The organism is Gracilimonas sediminicola, from assembly GCF_024320785.1.
Classification (GTDB): Bacteria; Bacteroidota; Rhodothermia; order Balneolales; family Balneolaceae; genus Gracilimonas; species Gracilimonas sediminicola.
In genome coordinates this window covers 824,503-843,732 of sequence record NZ_JANDBC010000001.1, presented here as the reverse complement: position 1 = coordinate 843,732, position 19,230 = coordinate 824,503, and the positions used below count along the sequence as shown (strand labels likewise).

At 44.8% G+C, this 19,230-nt stretch carries 16 protein-coding genes; 8 read left to right on the top strand and 8 right to left on the bottom strand.

Translation table 11 applies throughout. The features are described 5' to 3' along the window. Positions 1-338: 338 nt before the first annotated feature. The 4 genes from NM125_RS03870 to NM125_RS03855 all read right to left on the bottom strand — a co-directional run bounded on the left by NM125_RS03870 (position 339) and on the right by NM125_RS03855 (position 6,587). Positions 339-2,822, bottom strand: coding sequence for a TonB-dependent receptor domain-containing protein (locus NM125_RS03870; protein ID WP_432419285.1), 2,484 nt, complete (start codon positions 2,820-2,822; stop codon positions 339-341). Then, positions 2,803-4,176: an HTTM domain-containing protein gene (locus NM125_RS03865; RefSeq protein WP_255133042.1), complete on the bottom strand. Its 1,374-nt coding sequence runs from the start codon at positions 4,174-4,176 to the stop codon at positions 2,803-2,805. The genes NM125_RS03870 and NM125_RS03865 overlap by 20 nt, the downstream gene beginning before the upstream one ends. Positions 4,177-4,179: 3 nt before the next feature. Further along, a complete protein-coding gene (locus tag NM125_RS03860) occupies positions 4,180-5,292 on the bottom strand; it encodes an imelysin family protein (RefSeq protein WP_255133041.1) in 1,113 nt (370 codons plus the stop codon). Between the two features lie 77 nt (positions 5,293-5,369). Further along, the gene (locus tag NM125_RS03855; RefSeq protein ID WP_255133038.1) at positions 5,370-6,587 is read right to left on the bottom strand and encodes a DUF4856 domain-containing protein; all 1,218 of its coding nucleotides are present in this window, start codon (positions 6,585-6,587) and stop codon (positions 5,370-5,372) included. Between the two features lie 182 nt (positions 6,588-6,769). Here NM125_RS03855 and NM125_RS03850 point away from each other — a divergent pair, with 182 nt between their 5' ends. Then, the gene (locus tag NM125_RS03850) at positions 6,770-7,201 is read left to right on the top strand and encodes a sll1863 family stress response protein (protein ID WP_255133036.1); all 432 of its coding nucleotides are present in this window, start codon (positions 6,770-6,772) and stop codon (positions 7,199-7,201) included. Here NM125_RS03850 and NM125_RS03845 read toward each other — a convergent pair whose 3' ends face one another. Beyond that, positions 7,202-8,707: a hypothetical protein gene (locus NM125_RS03845; protein WP_255133035.1), complete on the bottom strand. Its 1,506-nt coding sequence runs from the start codon at positions 8,705-8,707 to the stop codon at positions 7,202-7,204. A 208-nt stretch (positions 8,708-8,915) separates the two neighbouring features. Here NM125_RS03845 and NM125_RS03840 point away from each other — a divergent pair, with 208 nt between their 5' ends. Beyond that, complete coding sequence (locus tag NM125_RS03840; RefSeq protein WP_255133033.1) at positions 8,916-9,284, top strand: carboxymuconolactone decarboxylase family protein; 369 nt, start codon at positions 8,916-8,918, stop codon at positions 9,282-9,284. Here the strand turns inward: NM125_RS03840 and NM125_RS03835 are convergent. Beyond that, complete coding sequence (locus NM125_RS03835) at positions 9,281-10,093, bottom strand: NAD-dependent epimerase/dehydratase family protein (RefSeq protein WP_255133032.1); 813 nt, start codon at positions 10,091-10,093, stop codon at positions 9,281-9,283. The two genes, NM125_RS03840 and NM125_RS03835, sit on opposite strands and share 4 nt — an antisense overlap. 63 nt (positions 10,094-10,156) lie before the next feature. Here NM125_RS03835 and hemH point away from each other — a divergent pair, with 63 nt between their 5' ends. Next, entirely contained in the window at positions 10,157-11,224 is a 1,068-nt protein-coding gene (hemH, locus tag NM125_RS03830) for a ferrochelatase (RefSeq protein WP_255133030.1), read from the top strand. Then, a complete protein-coding gene (gene hemG / locus NM125_RS03825) occupies positions 11,221-12,561 on the top strand; it encodes a protoporphyrinogen oxidase (protein WP_255133028.1) in 1,341 nt (446 codons plus the stop codon). The genes hemH and hemG overlap by 4 nt, the downstream gene beginning before the upstream one ends. Here hemG and NM125_RS03820 read toward each other — a convergent pair whose 3' ends face one another. Continuing rightward, entirely contained in the window at positions 12,562-13,545 is a 984-nt protein-coding gene (locus NM125_RS03820) for an endonuclease/exonuclease/phosphatase family protein (RefSeq protein ID WP_255133026.1), read from the bottom strand. 182 nt (positions 13,546-13,727) lie between these two features. On the opposite strand from NM125_RS03820, the gene NM125_RS03815 reads away from it, so the two are divergent. From NM125_RS03815 to NM125_RS03800, 4 genes are all read left to right on the top strand, one after another. Next, positions 13,728-15,020: an MFS transporter gene (locus NM125_RS03815; RefSeq protein WP_255133024.1), complete on the top strand. Its 1,293-nt coding sequence runs from the start codon at positions 13,728-13,730 to the stop codon at positions 15,018-15,020. 149 nt (positions 15,021-15,169) lie between these two features. Continuing rightward, positions 15,170-15,346 carry a histone H1 gene (locus NM125_RS03810; protein WP_255133022.1) on the top strand — a complete coding sequence of 59 codons (177 nt, stop codon included), beginning with the start codon at positions 15,170-15,172 and terminating at the stop codon, positions 15,344-15,346. 120 nt (positions 15,347-15,466) lie between these two features. Continuing rightward, positions 15,467-15,976 carry a PH domain-containing protein gene (locus NM125_RS03805; protein ID WP_255133020.1) on the top strand — a complete coding sequence of 170 codons (510 nt, stop codon included), beginning with the start codon at positions 15,467-15,469 and terminating at the stop codon, positions 15,974-15,976. Positions 15,977-16,016: 40 nt separating this feature from the next. Continuing rightward, positions 16,017-17,441 carry a PH domain-containing protein gene (locus NM125_RS03800; RefSeq protein WP_255133019.1) on the top strand — a complete coding sequence of 475 codons (1,425 nt, stop codon included), beginning with the start codon at positions 16,017-16,019 and terminating at the stop codon, positions 17,439-17,441. Here NM125_RS03800 and NM125_RS03795 read toward each other — a convergent pair. Further along, positions 17,416-19,164, bottom strand: a complete 1,749-nt coding sequence (locus NM125_RS03795; RefSeq protein ID WP_255133017.1) for a sensor histidine kinase — start codon at positions 19,162-19,164, stop codon at positions 17,416-17,418. The two genes, NM125_RS03800 and NM125_RS03795, sit on opposite strands and share 26 nt — an antisense overlap. Between the last annotated feature and the right edge of the window lie 66 nt (positions 19,165-19,230).

The following is a 19,230-nucleotide window of genomic DNA, read 5'->3' as shown; positions in this document are numbered from 1 at the left end:
ATTTGTAGTGATGCCTAATCATGTTCATGGAATCATCCAAATTGTGCCAAATGAAAAAGGGGTGCCGTCTGTAGGGACGTTGCCAGCAACGTCCCTACAGACCAATAATCGAAATAGAATGTCAGAAATCTCCCCCAAACCCGGATCTTTATCGACAATCATTAGGTCCTATAAATCCGGAATGACCAGATGGTGTAACAGAAAAGGTTATGAATTCTGTTGGCAGTCCCGATTCCATGATCATATCATCCGAAATTACAGATCACTGAATCGGATACGGCAATACATCGAATGTAACCCATTGAACTGGAAGAAATATTCTAAGAATGGGCTATGATTTACTTCCCAATTTGAAGCTGAAGGGTAGCATAGAACGTTCTTGGGGGAGATGGAATAATGCCGGGGCCCGGATAACCGGTTGCGCGACGGGTGAAATACCATGAATCCAATACGTTATTTATTCCAGACTCTATGGTGAAGTTTCTGTACGTCCAGGACAGAGACAGATCCAAAACATCATAAGCAGGAATAGCTCCACGGATACCGCTTTGATTGTCATTAAAGTTTTGCTCGGCATTAGAGGCATCGGTGTATTGCTCAGATACATAGGTGTACTGAATGGAGCCCACCAGGTTTTGATAGCCAAAGTTGAGTCCGGTTTTCATATTCAGCAGCGGCACAAATTCGACCTGATTACCTTCAACCCCGGGAATCTCTGAGTCGATGTAGTCCGATTTTGTGATGGCGGTATTGGCAAATACACTTAGTTTCACATCCCGATTTTCATTACCAAACAGGGGCAATAGATTCACTTCAACCAGGCTTTCCAGCCCGTACATAAAGGCTTGCCCTATATTTCCACGATAGCGCACCACACGACCCGTTTCTTCTTTTTCTCCATCGGCATTGATTCGCGTTTCTGCCCGTAACACTTCCCCGATCCGGTTATCATAAAGCAAGCCAAAACCGCCGATGTCGTATGAAACACTCTCACCGATTCTCCCCCGGATTCCAACATCAGAGGTAAACCCGCTTTCGTCCGTAATATCCGGGTCAACCTGAAAGGTGGGGTTTACAATGCGAATATCATTAAAAGTTACAGAGCGATAGTTTTGGGAGAAGTTACCATAAAGTTCGGTTTCGCTATCAGGCAGATAACTGACGCCGGCACCCAGTAACACAAAATGCCGCTCAAACGTACGGTCATCTTCAAAAGTCTGATTTTGAATAGGATTTCCGGCCAGGTCAAAGTTCACTCTCTTAAATGTACCGCGACTCTGCGTTCGGATGTATTCAAACCGGAACCCCGGCGTAATAGAAAGGTTATCCTGCAGGTAAAAAATGTTCTCTCCGAAAACAGCAAGGTTGCGGTTCGGGAAGGTGAAGTCGGATTGATTCGGGTAATTCGGGAATTGCTCATCGGCCAGGGTGAAATCGGCTTTGCTGCTTGTAGTTCCGGGTCCCTGAACGGAGGTATTTTTTGATTGATACCATTTACTTCCGATCAGAAACACGGCATTTTTATTACCGATTCGGTAGCGGTTCAGAAAACGGGCTTCGGTTCCCCAGTTGTTGAAATCGCCGAGGATGAGGTCGCGGGGAGCATCAGGGTCATCCTGCTGAGAAACCCGATTGGTACGAAATCCCACCGATTTTCGGGAAGCATCAAGTCCGTACACCAGAAAGCTGAGCTTGGTTTTATAGGAAAACTCGTGTTCAACATTCAGGGAGGCCAGCTTCCAGTCAACCTCAAACCAGTTACGGGTACGATTGCTGACTGTTGGGTCCCGGTAAAACTGGGCGTCAGTCAAACCCCCCGGCTGCTGGGCTAGGTAGTTCAGGTAGGTGAAGTCGAGAGCGATGTTGGTTTTCTCAGATACCTGAACATCAGAATAAAGGTATAAGTTATTGGACTCGAACCCGGAGTTTGGCCGAAAGCCATCCCCATTTTTGTAATTGTAATATCCGTAATAACCAACTTTGCCGGAGGTCCCGCTTACGCTGTTGAAGGAAGTAAATAAAGCATTGGAGCCGACCGATTGCCGGGAGGTCACTTCAACGCGTTTGTCATCGGCAGGTTTCTTCATTTTGAAGTTCACCAACCCTCCAAACTGGGTGCCGTATTGCAGGGAGGCAGCTCCGCGAATCACCTGGATTTCAGCTAAGCCCTCAGCCGGTGGTGTGTAATAACTTTCAGGATAACCAAGTACATCGGCACTGATATCATACCCATTCTGTCGGATGTTAAAATTGGATGAACGGTTGGGATCGAGGCCCCGACCGCCGATATTTAGCTGAAGACCGGCATCATTTGACTCAAAAATGTTGAGCCCGGATATTTGCCCGTATATCTGACGGGCGTTATTGGCGGATGTATTCGCCACCATTTGGTCAAGAGAAATAACTTCGTTCTTCTTTCCCGCATAAATGGAAGTACCCTCAACTTCCCGGAGCCGTTTGATGGCAAAAACTTTATCTCGCTGATCTATGACAGCAATTTCGGACATTTCCTCCGAAAGCTTCTCAAGCTCAATGGTGATGGCCGTATTGTTGGCATCAGGCACAAAAGTTCGGTTGATAATTTTATACCCAAGTTTGAAGAAAAACAGGTTGAGGTTACCATAGGGCAAATCCTTGATTTCGAAGTAACCTTCTTTATTTGTGGCATAAGACTTTCCGGCATCGTTGTTGTAAATATCGACACCTTCGATGGGTTCTCCGGTTTCTTTCTCAACTACGTAGCCGGAAAAATTAATTTGGGCTGTCGCCGGTAGGGCAAACAGTACACATAAGGCAAAAAAACTAAAGGCCTTTAATTTCATCATCAAAAGGGAGTAACCAGGTTCGGTGTTTTAGTGAGGGTTCAATTTCGGTAAGGTCCACGTTCGGATTTACATATCGCTGACTTCCCCGCCCGTTTAAAGCCACGTAGCTGTCAACGTAGATTTCAGGATCATCAATTCCGAGTTCATCCCGGTAGTGGTCTTCCAGTAAGTGGGCGTATTCAAGGATGAAGTCGGGCTGAAACGACATTTGTTTTTCCTGAAAGCGGGTGAGAAACTCGGTGTTGTCCACGTAAAAGCTTTGGCCGGAATCAGGGTTGACAACTTTGAAATTCGCATATCCGACTTTTTCCATCAGCATCACTCTCCAGGAAAACCGGTAGCCTTCTTCCGTCCAAAATAATTCGCCCGGATAAAGCAGGTATCGGAAAGGAATGAGAAGCTGGAGTACAAAGAAAACGGAAACCACTGCCAACGAAGCTTTGCGAACCCATTGTTGTGGGAATGAATACGCTTTTCCGTTATCAAAAAAGGACTTTGTGATGTTAAACCATCTGGAAATATAGTCCAGTATTCGGTTATGAAGTCCGGCATCAAAAAATATGAGCGTGCTAACAATCATGATATAAGGGAACATCCCAATCGGGAAAAGTACCCGGGTTAATACATGAAAAATGACCACGAGAATAAATGCAAAAATCCGTGTTTTGCGAATCAGCAATAAAAAGGGAATGCTGAGGTCGTAGATAGCCCCGGCCCAGGCAAATGCGTAGTGTGTCCAGCTTTGCTGAAGGAGGTCGCCCAGCAAAGGGATGGAATACTTGGAGGGCAGCCATATTTGTAAGGGCATAGCCTCAAACAACCAGTCGGAATTGAGTTTGGCCAGCCCCGCATAAAAGTACACGATAAAAAGCAGAAGCTTGATCGAATCGATTGACCACCGCGGTACTTGTTGTGATCTCAGCGTTTCATTCTTCCGGGCGTCTAAGGAATAGTAGGCATGAGCCGGGAGAAAAATCATCAAAAAGCTGAGGATACTGATGAAGTAGTAGTGGTTGAGGTAGGTAGTCTTATCCATCAGCTCGATATAGGTGAAGCTGAGAAAAAAGACGAGGATCGAAAACCGGTATTTATATCCAAGTGTCACAAAAATGGAAGACAGCCCACAGATCATAAAAATAAGATAGGTCCAGTCTCCGAGAGGCTGAACCCATTCAAATCCGTAGTAAGAAAAGAAAAACTGTGGTTCTATATAGAGCTTTTCAATCCAGCCGTTGGCTGCAAACCGAACAATGCTGATCAGCATAAGCAGACCGAAAAAAACTCGGAAAACAGCCAGCGGAGCAGCATTGGTTGAGGTAGTCAGATATGATCGGATTGAAGAAACGCTCACCGGTTAATCACCATCGGCATCTACATAGTCCACGTTTATATTCAATGCCTGCAGCATATCTACTTTCATATAAACCACATTCATCTGCAGTTCGTCGTAGGTGGCAAGCATGGCTGTATTGTTCGATTCAATCTGAGCAGCGAAGTTTGGATTGAGTGAAGAGGCCTGCTGCCGTGCTGCATCAAATTGGTTGTTTATGAGGGTGGTAAGATCAGTTCCCTCCTTCATAGTGTTCAGATAATCAAGGTAGTCGTCAAGGCTTTCTCCGCTTTGGTTGGGCTGGTTGACATGTACCCCGTTGAAAAAGTTTTGGGTGGCATCAAGAGAAGCATTAAATAGCTCTTTAGAAAAATCACCACTGTAATAAGCTTCCACATGAGAACTTAGTGGTGAACCGGAAAACACACCAGCGGGAATGCCGATTTTGCCGGCGCGCAGATGTTTCTCGTAGTAATAGATATAGTCATTTACCATCATATCGAGTGAGGAATTGGCCCCATTTCCGGAATTGCTCACAAATTCATCGCGGTAGCCGGAAGTCCAGTCAGTAAGTACTTCATTGGTAAGAGAGTCGATGCGGGATGTCAGGTCGGTCAGGTACTGCCGATAGTTTTCAGCCTCAGGATGGGTGGTGTAGAAAGTCAGGATCTCGGTGTCTTCTTCAGCCAATCCATTCAATAAATAATCTAAAGCAGGAAATCCCTGGCTGTTGTTGAGCGATGGCAGTTCCAGGTTGTATGATCCGGACTCAATGTTATCCTCAATTTCGGTGGTGTCGGTCGGGTAAATATTCAGGTTATCCCGATAGCGAAGTTCCATGGGTTTGCCGATCTCAAACATGGAAACGGTTTGAAAAGCAAGGTATGCTGATTCCCAGGAAGTCCGAAGTGTGAGAAGGTTACTTGCTGTAGGAAATTCTGAAAAGGTAGCAGCATCGGTATGCAGCTGTTCGGTAGCTTCAGAAAAATTAGTATAAGACGGGATAATGATGTTATCAGCCCAGTTTACCAAAATGGCTTCCCGGTCAAAATCGTCTGCATCGGGACCGGAAGGTCCGTTATCGGTACAACTCCAAACCAATAAAACAGTGAGTAATAAAAGCGAAAATTTCTTCATGGTATGTATCTTTTTAAAGCAAAAAAAGCTGACACCCGATATCGTTCAGGTGCCAGCGAGAAAAATAGAATCGACTATTAGTTGGCAGCTTCTTCTACAGTGAAGCTAAACTGGCCGGCAATTTCAGCAGACATGTTGTCGAGTGTTTCAGGAGTTACGTCCCAAAGTCCGTTTCCTTCTTCAAGCTGAGCAAGGAAAGCGTCCACATCTGTTTTTGTGAAATATGGACTGTCGGAGCCGGGCACTCGTGTAAACTGCAGGCTGTATATAAATCCGTATGCTTCTGAAAGATCGTGAAAAGCAGCACCGTAATCAGGTGTTTCCTGGTCTAATGCATTCATTCCAGACTGGAGATAATAAACAGCACGCACTCCGATAAGGATGGAAATGTTCTCTCGGATGATGTCTGCTTGCTCATCGCGCACATCATATTGCCCTTCAACAATTGCAGCACGACCTAATGCAAAAGCATCAAAAGTTTCCTGAGCAATGCCGGAGAAATCATCATCATTATCCAGGCGCGCCAGGTACTTGTTCAGAAAGCTGTCGTCTTCACCCAGGGTAGCCAGTGGATTTGCAGGATCAGCAGAGGTACCGAAGAGGTAGCCATAGGCTTCATCCCACTTGTGCTCCATATTGGTGTAATTTTTGCCTTCAGCCAGGTTTCCGTCGTTGTTGTCTTCACGGTTAGTGCCGGCATCTAATACAGAAACACTCACATAGTTGTTGAGCATTTGGTCGGTCATCAGGGCACCAATCAGGCTTTTGCCTACCAACTGATTGTATTCTAATCCTTTCCCATTTACGTAACGGGTAGAAGAACCATCGGCAATTTGTCCGGGTTGGCCGGGTGCAGCCAGCGTATTTCTATTTGGGAATACTTCCTCAACCTGAAGAGATATCCATGTTTCAAACTGATTCTTGATTTCCGCACTTACGGCGGTGTTGTTTGAAAAGAAATCGGTGGAAGCCGCTACTTTTCCTTTAATATTTTTGGTAGCAGTGTTCAGCTCAGCGCTTTCAAACGGATCTACATCGCCACCGTTTTCTGATTGGTTGCGGTACATTCGTAACAAAAGCTGTTCGGTGGAATTTTCGAAGTCCAGCATGGCCGGAAGTAATTCGTGCCCCATTTGAATTCGGGTAGTTTGGCCTGAGAATGAAACAGTCGATTCGCCGTTTCGGGTAAATTCATAAGATGAGGGTACTTCGATTTTTGTATCGTCATTGTTGTCGCAGGAAATAAGTATAGATGAAACTAAGAATAGTGTTAAAAAGGATTTGAGTCGGAACATGTCTTGAAAAATAGATTGTTATTTTTATTTAGATCGATTCTAAGTTAAGGAGAGTTTCAAACCAAATCAAAGCTTATGTAGAATAAATCTAAATTAATTTCTCTCATACATTAAATCCCGGAACAAGTCAGGATAATTTCAATTCACTAAAGTGAATAACCGCAATCAAATACAGGAAAACGATGTTTACGAACAGACTAATTCTTTTAATCACTGCAACCATGCTACTGTTTACAGCTTGTTCTGAGAAGACCAACAAGAATGCTGAGAATGTGGGTAAAGAGGTTGAAAATACGGTAGAATCAGCCAGGAATGATGTCCAGCAAACCAAAGAGGAATTCATTGCAGAGGCAGAACGTACGCTGGAGAAAATGAATGAGGATATTTCCGAAGCCGAAGAACAGTTGAAGGAAAAGTCAGAAGAAGCTCGTGAAAAAGCAGAGGAAAAACTTGAGAAGCTTAAAGGCGAACGGGATTCCTTCAAAGAGGATTTAGCCGAGCTTCAGGAATCCGGGAAGGATAAATGGAAGGAAGTAAAAGACGAAATGCAGGCCGGACTGGAAACCCTGAAGACCAAATATAACCGACTACTTGAAGACCTCCAGGTTGGATAGTTACTCTTTTTGACGAGGAGAAACCAAATCCATGGCCTGGCCGAGAATATTTTTGCCGAAATTGAGGAATTTTTCCTGATTTCCCATTGCCAGAAAGCGGAGTACATACCGCAGCTCTGCCAATAATTTGGGAGGGTTACTTACCAGCGTGTCTTCGCGAACAACTTCATCCCAGTCGATGGAGTGCTGAAATTTAACACCGGCTTTAGCCATGGTTTTTAGATATACATTCGCCATTAGCCCGTATCCAATGGTGGTAGGGTGAAGCCCATCTAAACTGAAGATGCCACCTTTGTAAAGCTGTCCGTTCTTATCGAGACGAATAAAATCGGTGCTGAGCTTTATGTCGCCATCCTCATCCACAAGGTGTGCGGTGCTTTCTTGTTTTAATAAGGCATCAGCCAGTCCTTTTGGAAGATCCCGAACCAGCTCCCCTCCTAAACGCCGACGAGCCAACCCGGCAACATTCTTAGCCATGGGCACTACCGTCCATCCGTATTCATCGGCTACTTCCCGGATGATCTTATTGTATTCATCCATGGTTAGGTCGAGCTGAATGGCCTGATCTTTTGTTAAATGCGGATGCTTTTCAGGATCGAAATCTTCATCCCAAATCCAGAAGCGGGTGTAATAATCAAAATACCCGAGCCGCTTGCTGGACAGATCAGAATTCACTCCCCGGCAAACCGGTGGAATGGTTACATAGGGAAGGGTGGGCACAAAGACTCGTTTAGCATCCAGCTTCGAGACTTTTTCTGCAAGTTTCCGGTACTGAATTTCAAAATGTTCGGGGCGATAAACCGTGTGGGTTCGTTTTCCGGGAAATACTTCCAGGTTATCATCTTCGGTCCAGATCATTTTTAAGTCGGTAATAGCCGCAATCATGTTATTGTGGCCAAGACACACAATCAGGTTCTCAATACCGCCATCATCAGCCAGTACCTTCGCATTATCAAACTGGCTTCGGGTTTCGAGTTCGTTGTCCTTCTTCAGGGATGGATTCAAAACCAGCCGGGCAGTGGTGAATTTGGCATGCTCGGGGAGCATATCAAAAACGGTGAACCTTTCGGGGTTAGTTTGAATGTGATGCCGGCTGTTTTGCTCATTCACAACCCAGGAGTCGCTTATGTTGAACCCCCACACCGATTGATTGTGATAAGGTGAACTTCGCTCTACGGCGAGGTCTTTTAAGCCGCCTTCCCAGTATTTTTTAATCCGCTTCAGGGTTTTCAGCATGTGAGTGGCGGCGGGCAGATATTCATTCCAGGTAATTTCATCCCCGAACTCTTCCGACATTCCCCGTACCAACACTTCAAGGTTTAAGGGGATGCCGGCCTGAGCGGTAAAGCTGGGTTGGTCAAAATCGGGTGTTGGTTCAATGCAGCGATGCAGGAAAGAAGGAAAATTAACATCGGTGCGGTAAATACCACCGTTGTTAAACCCCTGTGAAAGGCTGTCTCCAATAACGACCAGTTTGTGCTTGGCTTCTTTATTATTCCAGAACATAAATGATTGCCACTAAATCTCAAAAACACGAAAAGATAGCTAAGTGAAGGGTGAATAAAAATATGAGTCATGTGTCATGAGTTTTGAGTAGTGAGTAGTGAGGAAAAATACTCATCACTCACTACTCAATACTCAATACTCACAACTATTTATCACGAACATGCCTATTTTGTGTTTTATGATCAGAGGCAAATCAAATTAACAGACTATGTCAGATAAAAACAGACTGGAACTATTCAGAGAAAAAAGAGCCGAGCAGAACAAGAAAGTGATGGACCTGGATCACCTGGGCATCAAGCGCTTTTTCAATATGGACACCAATACCTATCGTGACGGAGCCCTTTCCACTCAAACCAAAGAACTGCTGGGTCTGGTGGCCTCATCGGTGCTGCGATGCAACGACTGTATCGACTATCACCTGGAGCAGTGTGCTAAAGCCGGTTCAACCAAAGCCGAAATTGTTGATGCATTAAATGTGGCCTTAATTGTAGGCGGGAGTATTGTAATTCCACATCTCCGGCATGCGGCCGACACGCTGGATTTTCTGGAGGAAGAGGGGACCCTTAAAACTGACTAACCAGCCAAGAATTCTATAGGATCCGGATGCAGAAATTCCAGGTCAAATCGATCTTTCAGCTTCTTGGATGAAACTATTTTTCCATCGGCTCCGCCTTCAACAAAAGTAGGTTTTTTAAGTCCCAGTCGTTCAGCAATTACCGTGTAGATTTCCGCACGACTCGGATGCGAATCTGAACACACATTAAATATTTCCCCGCGAATATTTTCAGAAATAACTTTTTGGGTAACCTGGATGACATCATCACGGTGAACCAGGTTCACCGGGGCATCACCGTCAGCAATGTCGGTTCGGCCGGCCATATATTTTGCAGGATGCCGGTCTTCTCCATACAACCCGCATAAGCGCAGTATGACGGCCTCAGGAATATGCTCAAGGAGCTCACCTTCAGCGGCTACCATGGTATTCTCACTGTTGCGGTCCGGCACAGCATCTGTTTCTTTAACTTCATTAGTTGCATTTCCATAGGCGGACGTGGAACTATACATCAGCACCTGTACGTTTCTTTCAGCCAGAACCTGAGAAAGTTGTCCGATAACAGTTGGGTATTCATCACGGTTTTCGCCTCGTCCCGGAGAAATGGAGATGAGCACTGAATCAACTTCAGGCAAACGAATTTCAGACAGGGATTTGGCAGGTAGTTCTAATTTTACCGGCTTGATGCCCGCTTCATTTAATTCGGAGAAATTAGAGGAAGACCGGGTAGTTCCGTAAACGGTGAATCCGTCATTGATAAGTTTTTCACCTAATTTTTTACCCACCCAACCGCAGCCAACAATTAATACAGAGCTGTTTTTATCGGAATTCATACTTTCTTCACATTAAATAAAGTTATTGCTTAACTGTACACTAAACATAGATCAAATTCAGGCATGGCACAATCGAACACTGGAATTTTATTGGTTAACCTCGGATCACCCGATAGTTATGAACCCGCAGACTTAAAAGTGTATCTGAGAGAGTTTTTAACAGACAAACGTGTAATCGACTTTCCGGCTCCCATTCGTAAAACCATTGTAGAGGCCTTTATTTTACCCTTTCGCCCCAAAGAATCGGGTGAAGCCTACGAACTGATTTGGTGGGATGAAGGTTCGCCCCTGATCGTAATTACCCAGCGGGTGATTGATAAGCTTAAGCAGCGGCTGGGTGATGATGTCCCTGTTTCGATGGGAATGAGATATGGAAATCCATCCATAGAAGCAGGTTTTGATGAATTGATGGAAAAGAACCCCAATCTGGATCGCGTGTTCCTGATTCCGCTTTATCCGCAATATGCGATGGCCACCACCGAAACCGTGATCGAAAAAGCCAAGGAAGTTTGGCAGAGTAAGTATCCCAACCTGCAGGTAGAGTTTAAGGATGCTTTCTATGACGATCCGGATTATGTGAAAGCGCTGGGTGAAAGTATTCGTCCATATATTGATGAGCATGATATCGATCACCTGCTGTTTTCCTATCACGGGGTTCCAGAGCGGCAAATTAAGAAACGGGACATCACCGGAGACCATTGCCTGAAGTGCGAAGACTGTTGTAACGTCAATTCACCGGCGCATACCTTTTGTTACCGCCATCAGGATTTAATGACTACGAAGAATGCTGCCGAGTATCTGGATTTGGATAGCAGGGACTTTACTTATAGCACGGCTTTTCAGTCGAAATTGGGAATCGACCCCTGGCTTACTCCGGCCACCGATGCCGAACTGGTACGACTTGCAGAGGAAGAAGGCGTGAAGAAAGTAGCGGTTTGCTGTCCGGCTTTTATTTCAGACTGTATCGAGACGCTGGAGGAGATCGGTATCCGCGGTAAGGAAGACTTTGTGGAAGCCGGAGGAGAAGATTTAATCCTGATTCCTTGTGTAAACGATAGTGACCTCTGGATAGACACACTTGAAAAATGGTGCGCAGAAAAGCTTAAGGTGAAAAAGGTTGAGGCGGCTTGAGTGATTTAACTTCACAGGAAGTTATTATTCAGGGTGGAGGCATTTCGGGGCTTTCTGTGGCCTGGTTTCTTCACCAAAAAGGAATTCCGTTCAAGCTATTCGAAAAGCAGGCTGAAACCGGCGGCGCCATAACCTCCAAAATAGCTCATGGTTCGGTATTGGATTTCGGGCCTAATTCCCTGCGCGATCGAAACGGCCAAATTCGAAAATTGGCTAAACAGTTAGAGCTTTCAGATGACCTGATCCAAATTTCAGAAGCATTTAAAACGCGCTTTATAGTTAGAGATCGGGCGCTTGAAGCATTGTCGCCAAGTTTAAGCTCTCTTATTTCTACAAAGATTTTATCTCCTAAAGGAAAGCTTCGGCTGCTTAAAGAGCCGTTTATCGGGGAAAGATCAGGTGGGGATGAAAGTATCGGGGATTTTCTGGAGCGGAGAATCGGCAAAGAAGCCGTGGATTACCTGGTGGACCCGGTGTTTTCGGGCATCTATGCCGGCAATATCTATCGGATGAGTAAAAAATCGGTGCTGCCCAAACTTGCGGAATATGAGCAGGATTACGGCTCCATTGCCTGGGGAGCCATCCGTTCAAAAAAACAGAGAAAAGCGGTAAAACCGATGGTGCTTTCCTTCAAAGAAGGAATACAGCAGCTGACGGACGCGATCACCGAAAGAATTTCAGATCATATCATCTATGATGAAGTGAAGGCGTTGGAGAAGACCGAATCAGGATACAGGGTGGTAACGGAGGAAGATGAATACACTTCAAAAAATATTATTTCTTGTATCCCTGCGTATAGTTTGGGGCATATGCTGACTGGATTTGAACCGGAGCTTTCTGCCGAACTTGTTGACATTGATTATGCCCCAATGCTTTCTACCCAAGTACTCTTCAAAGCATCTGATATCAATACAAAACCAGAAGGCTTCGGATTTTTGGTGCCAAGAAAAGAGCGCATCAGGCTGCTGGGTGCCATTTGGAAATCAAGCATCTTCCCCGAACTGACGGCCGACGGATATTTTCATGCTACGCTGATGACCGGTGGAGCTCACGACCGGGGAATATTAACCGAGCCGGCAGAAGAGGTGGAAGAAGAGATTCTGAAAGAATTTCGTGAGCTGATGGGGACAGATGCTTCCCCGGCATTCATTAAATCTCACCTCTGGAAAAAAGCCATTCCCCAATTTAATGTTGGCTACGAACAGAAAAAACAGAAGCTTCAACAATTTGAATCTGAAAATCCCGGCCTGCATTTAGGCGGTAATTACCGCTGGGGCGTCTCCGTGCCGGATTGCATTCAGGGAGCGGAAGAATTGGTTGAAGAAGTTACCGCTTAGTTATAAATCTTTTGGAATGATCTCTATGCTCATTGGCAGGTGGTCTGCTGCCATATTCATTGAGTCAGGCGAAAAGTAGTAATTCACAATCACGGTATCCCTGGCAACTTCACTCTTCATGTTGTTATTGGGAAGGATGTGATCAATGCGCCAGAAGGCAGAATCAGCTGGGTGAGAGAACACTCCGGTTCCGCCCAAAAGGTCTACGAATTCTATAGATGAACCGGTTCCCAGAAAAGCTTGGAATTCATCGCTGTCTGGTGTGCTGTTGAAATCACCCACAGTCAGAATATTCTCGTTGGGATTCAGCGCCAACAGTTGATCGTAGTGAGCGCGAAGAAGATTGATTTGTCCGAGTCGCCAATTCTCATTTCGGTCACCACGGCCGGCTTTAAGGTGTACACCGGTTAAATAAAATGAATAATCCGGGTTCACCAACACTTCTGTGGTCCACATACGATTGTTGGTGAATGCCTGTGAGGCAGGATTGCCCTCATCATCTACTTGTTCAATAATCGGCGTATTTGTTGCAGTATAGCTGTGAAACAGCCCTAAAGGGATCCGGCTCATCACCACTACATTCATATACCAATCGTTGCTCTCGTGGCCGGCAAAAACCTGATATCCTAACTCAGGAAAACGTTCTTCAGCTAATTGTTGAGCATAGCTGTCACTTTCAAATTCCTGAAGAATCACAATATCGGCATTCGCTTTTTTAATGATCTCAACGAATAATTTCCGCCGCTCTTCCATATTCTCAGGTGGATTATTCTCCCGCCCGTTGTCTATGTAAGGATTATCAATATCATCAACAAAATGCTCCACATTCCAGGACAATACTTTTACCGTATCAAAATCGGAAGCCTGATACCAGGCTGGTGTGGCCAGTGCTTGAGAAAATGAGTGAGGGGCAGGCTCTTCTTTTTGCTGTTGAATGGTACAAGCTGAAGTAATAAGAATGAGTATCAGTAAAAGCAGGCGCATATCTTTTTTTGATAAGATGGTAGGGGTTTTAATGTTATGGAACTTTTAAAGTTTGTGATGGAATTGTGAGGATCAACATCTGAGCTAAAGAACTCAGGTATAGGTAAAGTACGGTTATTTAATTTTGCATTCCCGCCTCCAAAACCGATATTCGGGCTCTTCAACCACTTAAAAACATTTTTATGCCTGAGAAATCTTCAAAAGGACTTTTAGCATGGGCTATGTACGACTGGGCCAATTCGGCTTATTTCGTGATGATTCAAACCTTTGTGTTTGCCGCCTATTTTGCCCAATCCATAGCCGAAAATGAAACCTCAGGTACGGCCTTGTGGGGAAATATGATCGGGCTGGCGGGTTTTGTCATAGCTATTTCAGCTCCTTTTTTAGGATCTATTGCTGATGAGGGGGGACGACGTAAGCCCTGGATTGCTTTTTTTACCACCCTTTGTGTAATCGGTTGCAGCATGTTATGGTTTGCCGAGCCCAGTTCTGATTTCATCTGGTTTGCCCTTTCAATGGCTTTCATTGCTACGCTTGGAGCTGAGCTCTCATTCATTTTTTATAATGCCATGTTGCCTGATTTAACCACCAGTTTAACCATTGGCAAATGGTCGGGCTGGGGCTGGGCCATGGGGTACGCCGGCGGACTGGTTTGCCTGATCATCGGGTACTTCGGTTTTGTGGAGTACGGTGCCGATGTATTCGGGTTGGATGAGGGCTCTTTGCAGAATGTAAGAATCACTTTTCTGTTCACCGGCTTGTGGTATGCCGTTTTTAGTCTTCCCATGTTTTTTAAGACGGAAGACGTTCCTTCAAAAAATAAAAGTATGTCGGTGGCGGTAAAGGATGGCATGAAGGAGCTCAAAAACGGAATTGCCATGCTTAAAGAGGAGCCGAATATCTGGAAGTTTTTACTGGCTCGCCTGTTTTATAATGATGGCTTGGCAACCATTTTTGCGATGGGGGGAGTGTATGCAGCCGGAACCTTCGGTTTTGATACCGGGCAGATCTTTATGTTTGGTATCGCTCTCAATGTGACGGCCGGACTGGGTGCATTCGGGTTTTCCTGGCTGGATGATATCAGCGGCAGTAAAAACACAATCGTGTGGTCGCTGGTGGGGTTGATTGTGCCGGTGGTGGCCGTTCTTTTTGTGGAAGCGGAGATCTGGTTTTGGGTGTGGGGATTGCTGCTTGGAATATTTGTAGGTCCCGTGCAGGCATCAAGCCGGACATTTATGGGAAGGTTGGCCCCGCAAGATAAACGAAATCAAATGTATGGGCTGTTTGCCTTGTCCGGAAAAGTAACCACTTTTGCCGGTCCTATTATGGTAGGTTGGATCACCTTGTTGATGGATAACCAGCGGTGGGGAATGAGTGCTATTTTGTTGCTTTTGGTTGTGGGATTAGCGTTAATGATAGGTGTGGATGAGGTTAAGGGAACAACCCGGGAAGAAGTACCTATAATCCAGAGTTAAAGAAAACAATGTATTTATCTGCTTATTTATTAAATTAATGCAGATTTTAATACTGTATAGAACTAAGCAGTACTATTTAAAAAAGCAGGTGTTTAACTAATTTTTTATAAGCACCGTTAATCGAAACTAAATCTTAAGGAGTACAACACATGAGTAGAATGGACGATATCAACAACGTAGTAGAAGAACTGCAAGTTGACATGAAGAAATTTTATGAGAAAGGAAATAAAGCTGCCGGAACACGTGCCCGCAAGAGTCTAATGACTCTAAAGAAGCTTTCTCATGAAATCCGTCAGGAAATTCAGGAAAAGAAAAACGCTATGTAATTTCCTTTACCAATTTTAAAAGAAAAGCCACCATTGTGTGGCTTTTTCTATTTTTAGGAACATTTATCCATTTATCTTTTTTATTATCAGGCTGAAATTAATGCTTCAATCATTCAGTGCATGAATCAAGAGCCCGCTACCCGAATCCATAAAAATGCCATCAAAGCCTGGACGGTAAATGCTTTGCTATTTGGATTGTTTTGGTTTACCCCCTCTATTATTCAAATGGCCCTTGCTATAAATCACAACTCAGGCATCGGCACGCCATGGTACCATGGTATGGACTGGCTTCTGTTTGGTTCTATATTTCTTGCTTCCCTTATCTTTTATTTGTTAACCGGAGTGCTGCTACCCAATATTCGATGGAAACGTTGGAAGTATGATGTTTCCGAAAAAGAAATAGATATGCTGCGGGGCATTATCATCAAGAAAAGAACGCTCGTTCCTATTAACCGGGTTCAGCACGTGGATACCAAGCAAGGACCTATTTACCGGAAATTCGGGTTGTCGTCCGTCACCATATCTACTGCAGCAACCACGCATGAAATTCCCGCTCTTGACGATGATACTGCAGACGAGCTCCGCACCACGATTTCTACACTTGTACGTAAGGTGAAAGATGATGTCTGAGTTTAAGCGGCAACATCCCATTGCAGCGGTAACAAGGGTGATGGAAAGCATAAAACAGAATTTCATCACCATTGTTATTCTGCTTTTCATCGGTACCTCTAATACCGAAGGATATTTTATTTACTTCTTGCTGGCTGGTATTGCCATTACGCTTGTAAGCGGGGTGTTGAGTTGGGTGGTTTTTCGGTATCGGGTACACGAAGATGAGCTTCAGATCAAAAAAGGAGTGCTCGTAAAAAGTAATATGTACCTCTCTAAAGACCGCATACAGGTGATCGATATTACAGAGGGCTTACTGCAACGAATGTTTGGGTTGGTGAAAGTGGAAGTAAAGACAGCCGGTGGAGGTACGGAAACGGCTACAATCAGTGCTATTTCGCGTGGTGATGCAGAAGCTTTGCGGTCTGAACTTCGTAAAAAACGGTCCGCCAATGGTGAAGGAGAGGAAGAAGCCGAAGAGGTTTATGAAGAAGAGGAAGTGTTGGGGCAGTGGAAGCTATCCACCAAGGATTTGGTTTTTGCTGCTTTTACCTCCGGCAATTTTGGCCTGATTGCTTCCATACTGGGTGCGGTTTCTGGTCAGATGGATGAGTTTATAAACGAGGAGACCATAGAGTACGTATATGAAGCTCTTCCCGGATATAGTGATGTCACCCTGATCGTTGGTATCGTCATAGCTATTATCGTGATATCGTGGGCGCTGTCGTTTCTTGGGGTGATTTTTAAGTATTCAGACTTTCAGCTCGAAAAAACATCCAAGGAACTCATCATCACCAGTGGGTTGGTAGAGAGGAAACACATTACCGTGCCTTTTGACCGCATCCAGGCCGTGCGGTTTGTAGAGGGCGTTATTCGTCAGCCTTTTGGATATGGAATGCTGTACGTGGAAAGTGCCGGCTTCGATCAAACCCAGAAAGGGCGATCTATTGTGCTGGTCCCTTTTATCGCATCTTCGAATATCAGCAGTTTTCTGGCAGAATTTCTTGAAGAATACAAAGAGCCGGAATACCAAATCAGGCCTCCCCGAAGAACATTATGGAGATACATCCGGCGCCCCAATTATTTTGTGTTGCCGCTTATTCCGATTGCCTGGTACCTGATGGAGTATGGATGGCTTTCGTTGCTGATAATACCGCTTTTGGGATATTTAGGGTGGATGAGATATCAGGATGCAGCTCTTGGGCTTGGAGATAAAATCCTGAGAATGCGCTACCGGGTGGTGTCACGCACAACCGCTATTGTGAAAAGGAACCGGATTCAAAATGCGGAGACCAGTCAAAATCCTTTTCAGGAGAATAAAGACATTCGAAACCTGACGGTAACGGCGGCATCAGGGGCAGGAGGTATGGGTTTTGAGACGGCTGACCTCAGTTCGCCGGATACTTCTAAGGTGTTAAAATGGCTCATGAATGAACCTTTAGAGGAAGAAGAAGGCGAGGTCAGTCGCCCAGCTCAAACTGAATAATAAAGCGTGTCCATTCTCCGCTTTCGATCTTCAGTGTGCCGTTTACTCTCTTAATTAAGACTCTGATCAGTGTCATGCCGAGTGAATCGCTTTGGTCCGGATCAAAATCTTCAGCTATGCTGTTGCCATTATTCTCAACTACTAACTCCATTCCCTCTCCGCTTTTCTCCAGGGAGATCCTGATGATGCCTTCTTTGTGTTCTTTAAAAGCATGCTTGAAAGCATTATTAATTAGCTCATTGAGAATGAGCCCGATAGGTATTGCTTCATCAAGATCAATTTCAAAAGGAACCACATCCAGCTGAATCTCTATATTCTTCTTGCCGCTGGTGTAAGCATTTTTTATCTCATCTGATAACTCCCGTATATAAGTGTCGAGAGGAATGTTGGACAAAGTTGATGACTCATACAGCTTCTCATGCACCTTGGCAATTGATTTGATGCGAGACTGGCTGGAAGACAATAAATCTTCGACTTCCTGGCTTACGTTATCTTTTTGAAGCTCCAGCAGGCTCGAAATAATAGCCAGGTTATTTTTTACCCTGTGATGAATTTCCTGCAACAGAATCTCCTTCTCTTTAAGGGACTCCTTAATTTGTTTGTCCTGTTTCTTTTGGGTTGAAATATCCCGCACGCTTCCTATAATAGCCTCGGGCTTGCCTTCTGAGTTCCGAACCAGCGTTCGTACATTATTCACCCACTTCCAGTTTCCAGAGCTGTCTTTAAGCCGGAATTCAACAAAGGGGAGGAATTCGTTGTCTTCGATATGGTCATACTTTTCTACTACCTGCTGAAGACGCTCCCGATCTTTGGGGTGCATTTTTGAAAAAATGAACGAGATTCCGCCATCCAGAAATTCCTCAGGTTTATAACCCAACATGGAGGTGATGGCCGGGCTCACATATTTGTACTGTCTGTCATCCAAATTCATTTTGTAGAGCACGTCTTTGGAGTTGGAAAGCACTTGCTTGAATCGCTCCTCACTTTCCCTGAGAGTTTTCATCCAAACCCTTGTACTGTTCAGAAAGCGGTATACCAGCCAAATACCGATTCCAATAAGCATAAGTCCAAGGGTTATCACGCTCCAGCGTAAAACAGAATTGACAAGACGAGCCAGGTTTCCCATTGCCGCCGAGAACCGAACTTCCAGATCGGTGAATTCATGGTCTATTTTTTCGATCCGGGTAACCCATTCTGTTTTTTGTTCTAAACTAATTTCAGATGACTGTCTCTGAGTTCGAATGGAATCTCCAAAGTGTATGAGATCGGTAATTTTTTCATCAGCCTCAGTCCACACGTCGATGGCAGTCTGAACTTGTGGAGTCCAGCTGAATCTTCGGAATACATTAATCATATGGGGGATATCTTCCGGGTGGTTCTTGCCCATCAAAAATCCTTCATACGCTTTCTGGTAGTCGTAATCGTTTTTAAGTAATTCTTCTCTTGCTACGCGATCGCCGATATTAACCCTAAGCACACTTTTGAAGTGATCGAATTCCTCATCATTGCCCGTGATGATGTAATTAGTGAGATGGATTACTGACTCTTTCTGAGCCTTGGTCCACATACCTTCTCCGCCAACATACCCGCGTATACCCGATGTGGTATTAATAGAAATGTTTACAATAAGGATTAGCAATAAAGCACAGACAATACCGAACGCAAAAAGGGCAACAACTTTCTGATCTACATCCGGGCGCTCTTTAACATTCTCTAAAGCCATATGTGCTAAATTTTAGTGTGTTAGGAAAATGCCCTAAACAATGGAGTAAAACAATGTGTTCGCAAA

Bases quoted from the DNA above. Each gene is read 5' to 3' on its own strand.
- NM125_RS03870 (WP_432419285.1), bottom strand. From the start codon at position 2,822: ATGAAATTAAAGGCCTTTAGTTTTTTTGCCTTATGTGTACTGTTTGCC.
- NM125_RS03860 (WP_255133041.1), bottom strand. From the start codon at position 5,292: ATGAAGAAATTTTCGCTTTTATTACTCACTGTTTTATTGGTTTGGAGT.
- NM125_RS03855 (WP_255133038.1), bottom strand. From the start codon at position 6,587: ATGTTCCGACTCAAATCCTTTTTAACACTATTCTTAGTTTCATCTATA.
- NM125_RS03850 (WP_255133036.1), top strand. From the start codon at position 6,770: ATGTTTACGAACAGACTAATTCTTTTAATCACTGCAACCATGCTACTG.
- NM125_RS03845 (WP_255133035.1), bottom strand. From the start codon at position 8,707: ATGTTCTGGAATAATAAAGAAGCCAAGCACAAACTGGTCGTTATTGGA.
- NM125_RS03840 (WP_255133033.1), top strand. From the start codon at position 8,916: ATGTCAGATAAAAACAGACTGGAACTATTCAGAGAAAAAAGAGCCGAG.
- NM125_RS03835 (WP_255133032.1), bottom strand. From the start codon at position 10,093: ATGAATTCCGATAAAAACAGCTCTGTATTAATTGTTGGCTGCGGTTGG.
- hemH (WP_255133030.1), top strand. From the start codon at position 10,157: ATGGCACAATCGAACACTGGAATTTTATTGGTTAACCTCGGATCACCC.
- NM125_RS03820 (WP_255133026.1), bottom strand. From the start codon at position 13,545: ATGCGCCTGCTTTTACTGATACTCATTCTTATTACTTCAGCTTGTACC.
- NM125_RS03815 (WP_255133024.1), top strand. From the start codon at position 13,728: ATGCCTGAGAAATCTTCAAAAGGACTTTTAGCATGGGCTATGTACGAC.
- NM125_RS03810 (WP_255133022.1), top strand. From the start codon at position 15,170: ATGAGTAGAATGGACGATATCAACAACGTAGTAGAAGAACTGCAAGTT.
- NM125_RS03805 (WP_255133020.1), top strand. From the start codon at position 15,467: ATGAATCAAGAGCCCGCTACCCGAATCCATAAAAATGCCATCAAAGCC.
- NM125_RS03800 (WP_255133019.1), top strand. From the start codon at position 16,017: ATGGAAAGCATAAAACAGAATTTCATCACCATTGTTATTCTGCTTTTC.
- NM125_RS03795 (WP_255133017.1), bottom strand. From the start codon at position 19,164: ATGGCTTTAGAGAATGTTAAAGAGCGCCCGGATGTAGATCAGAAAGTT.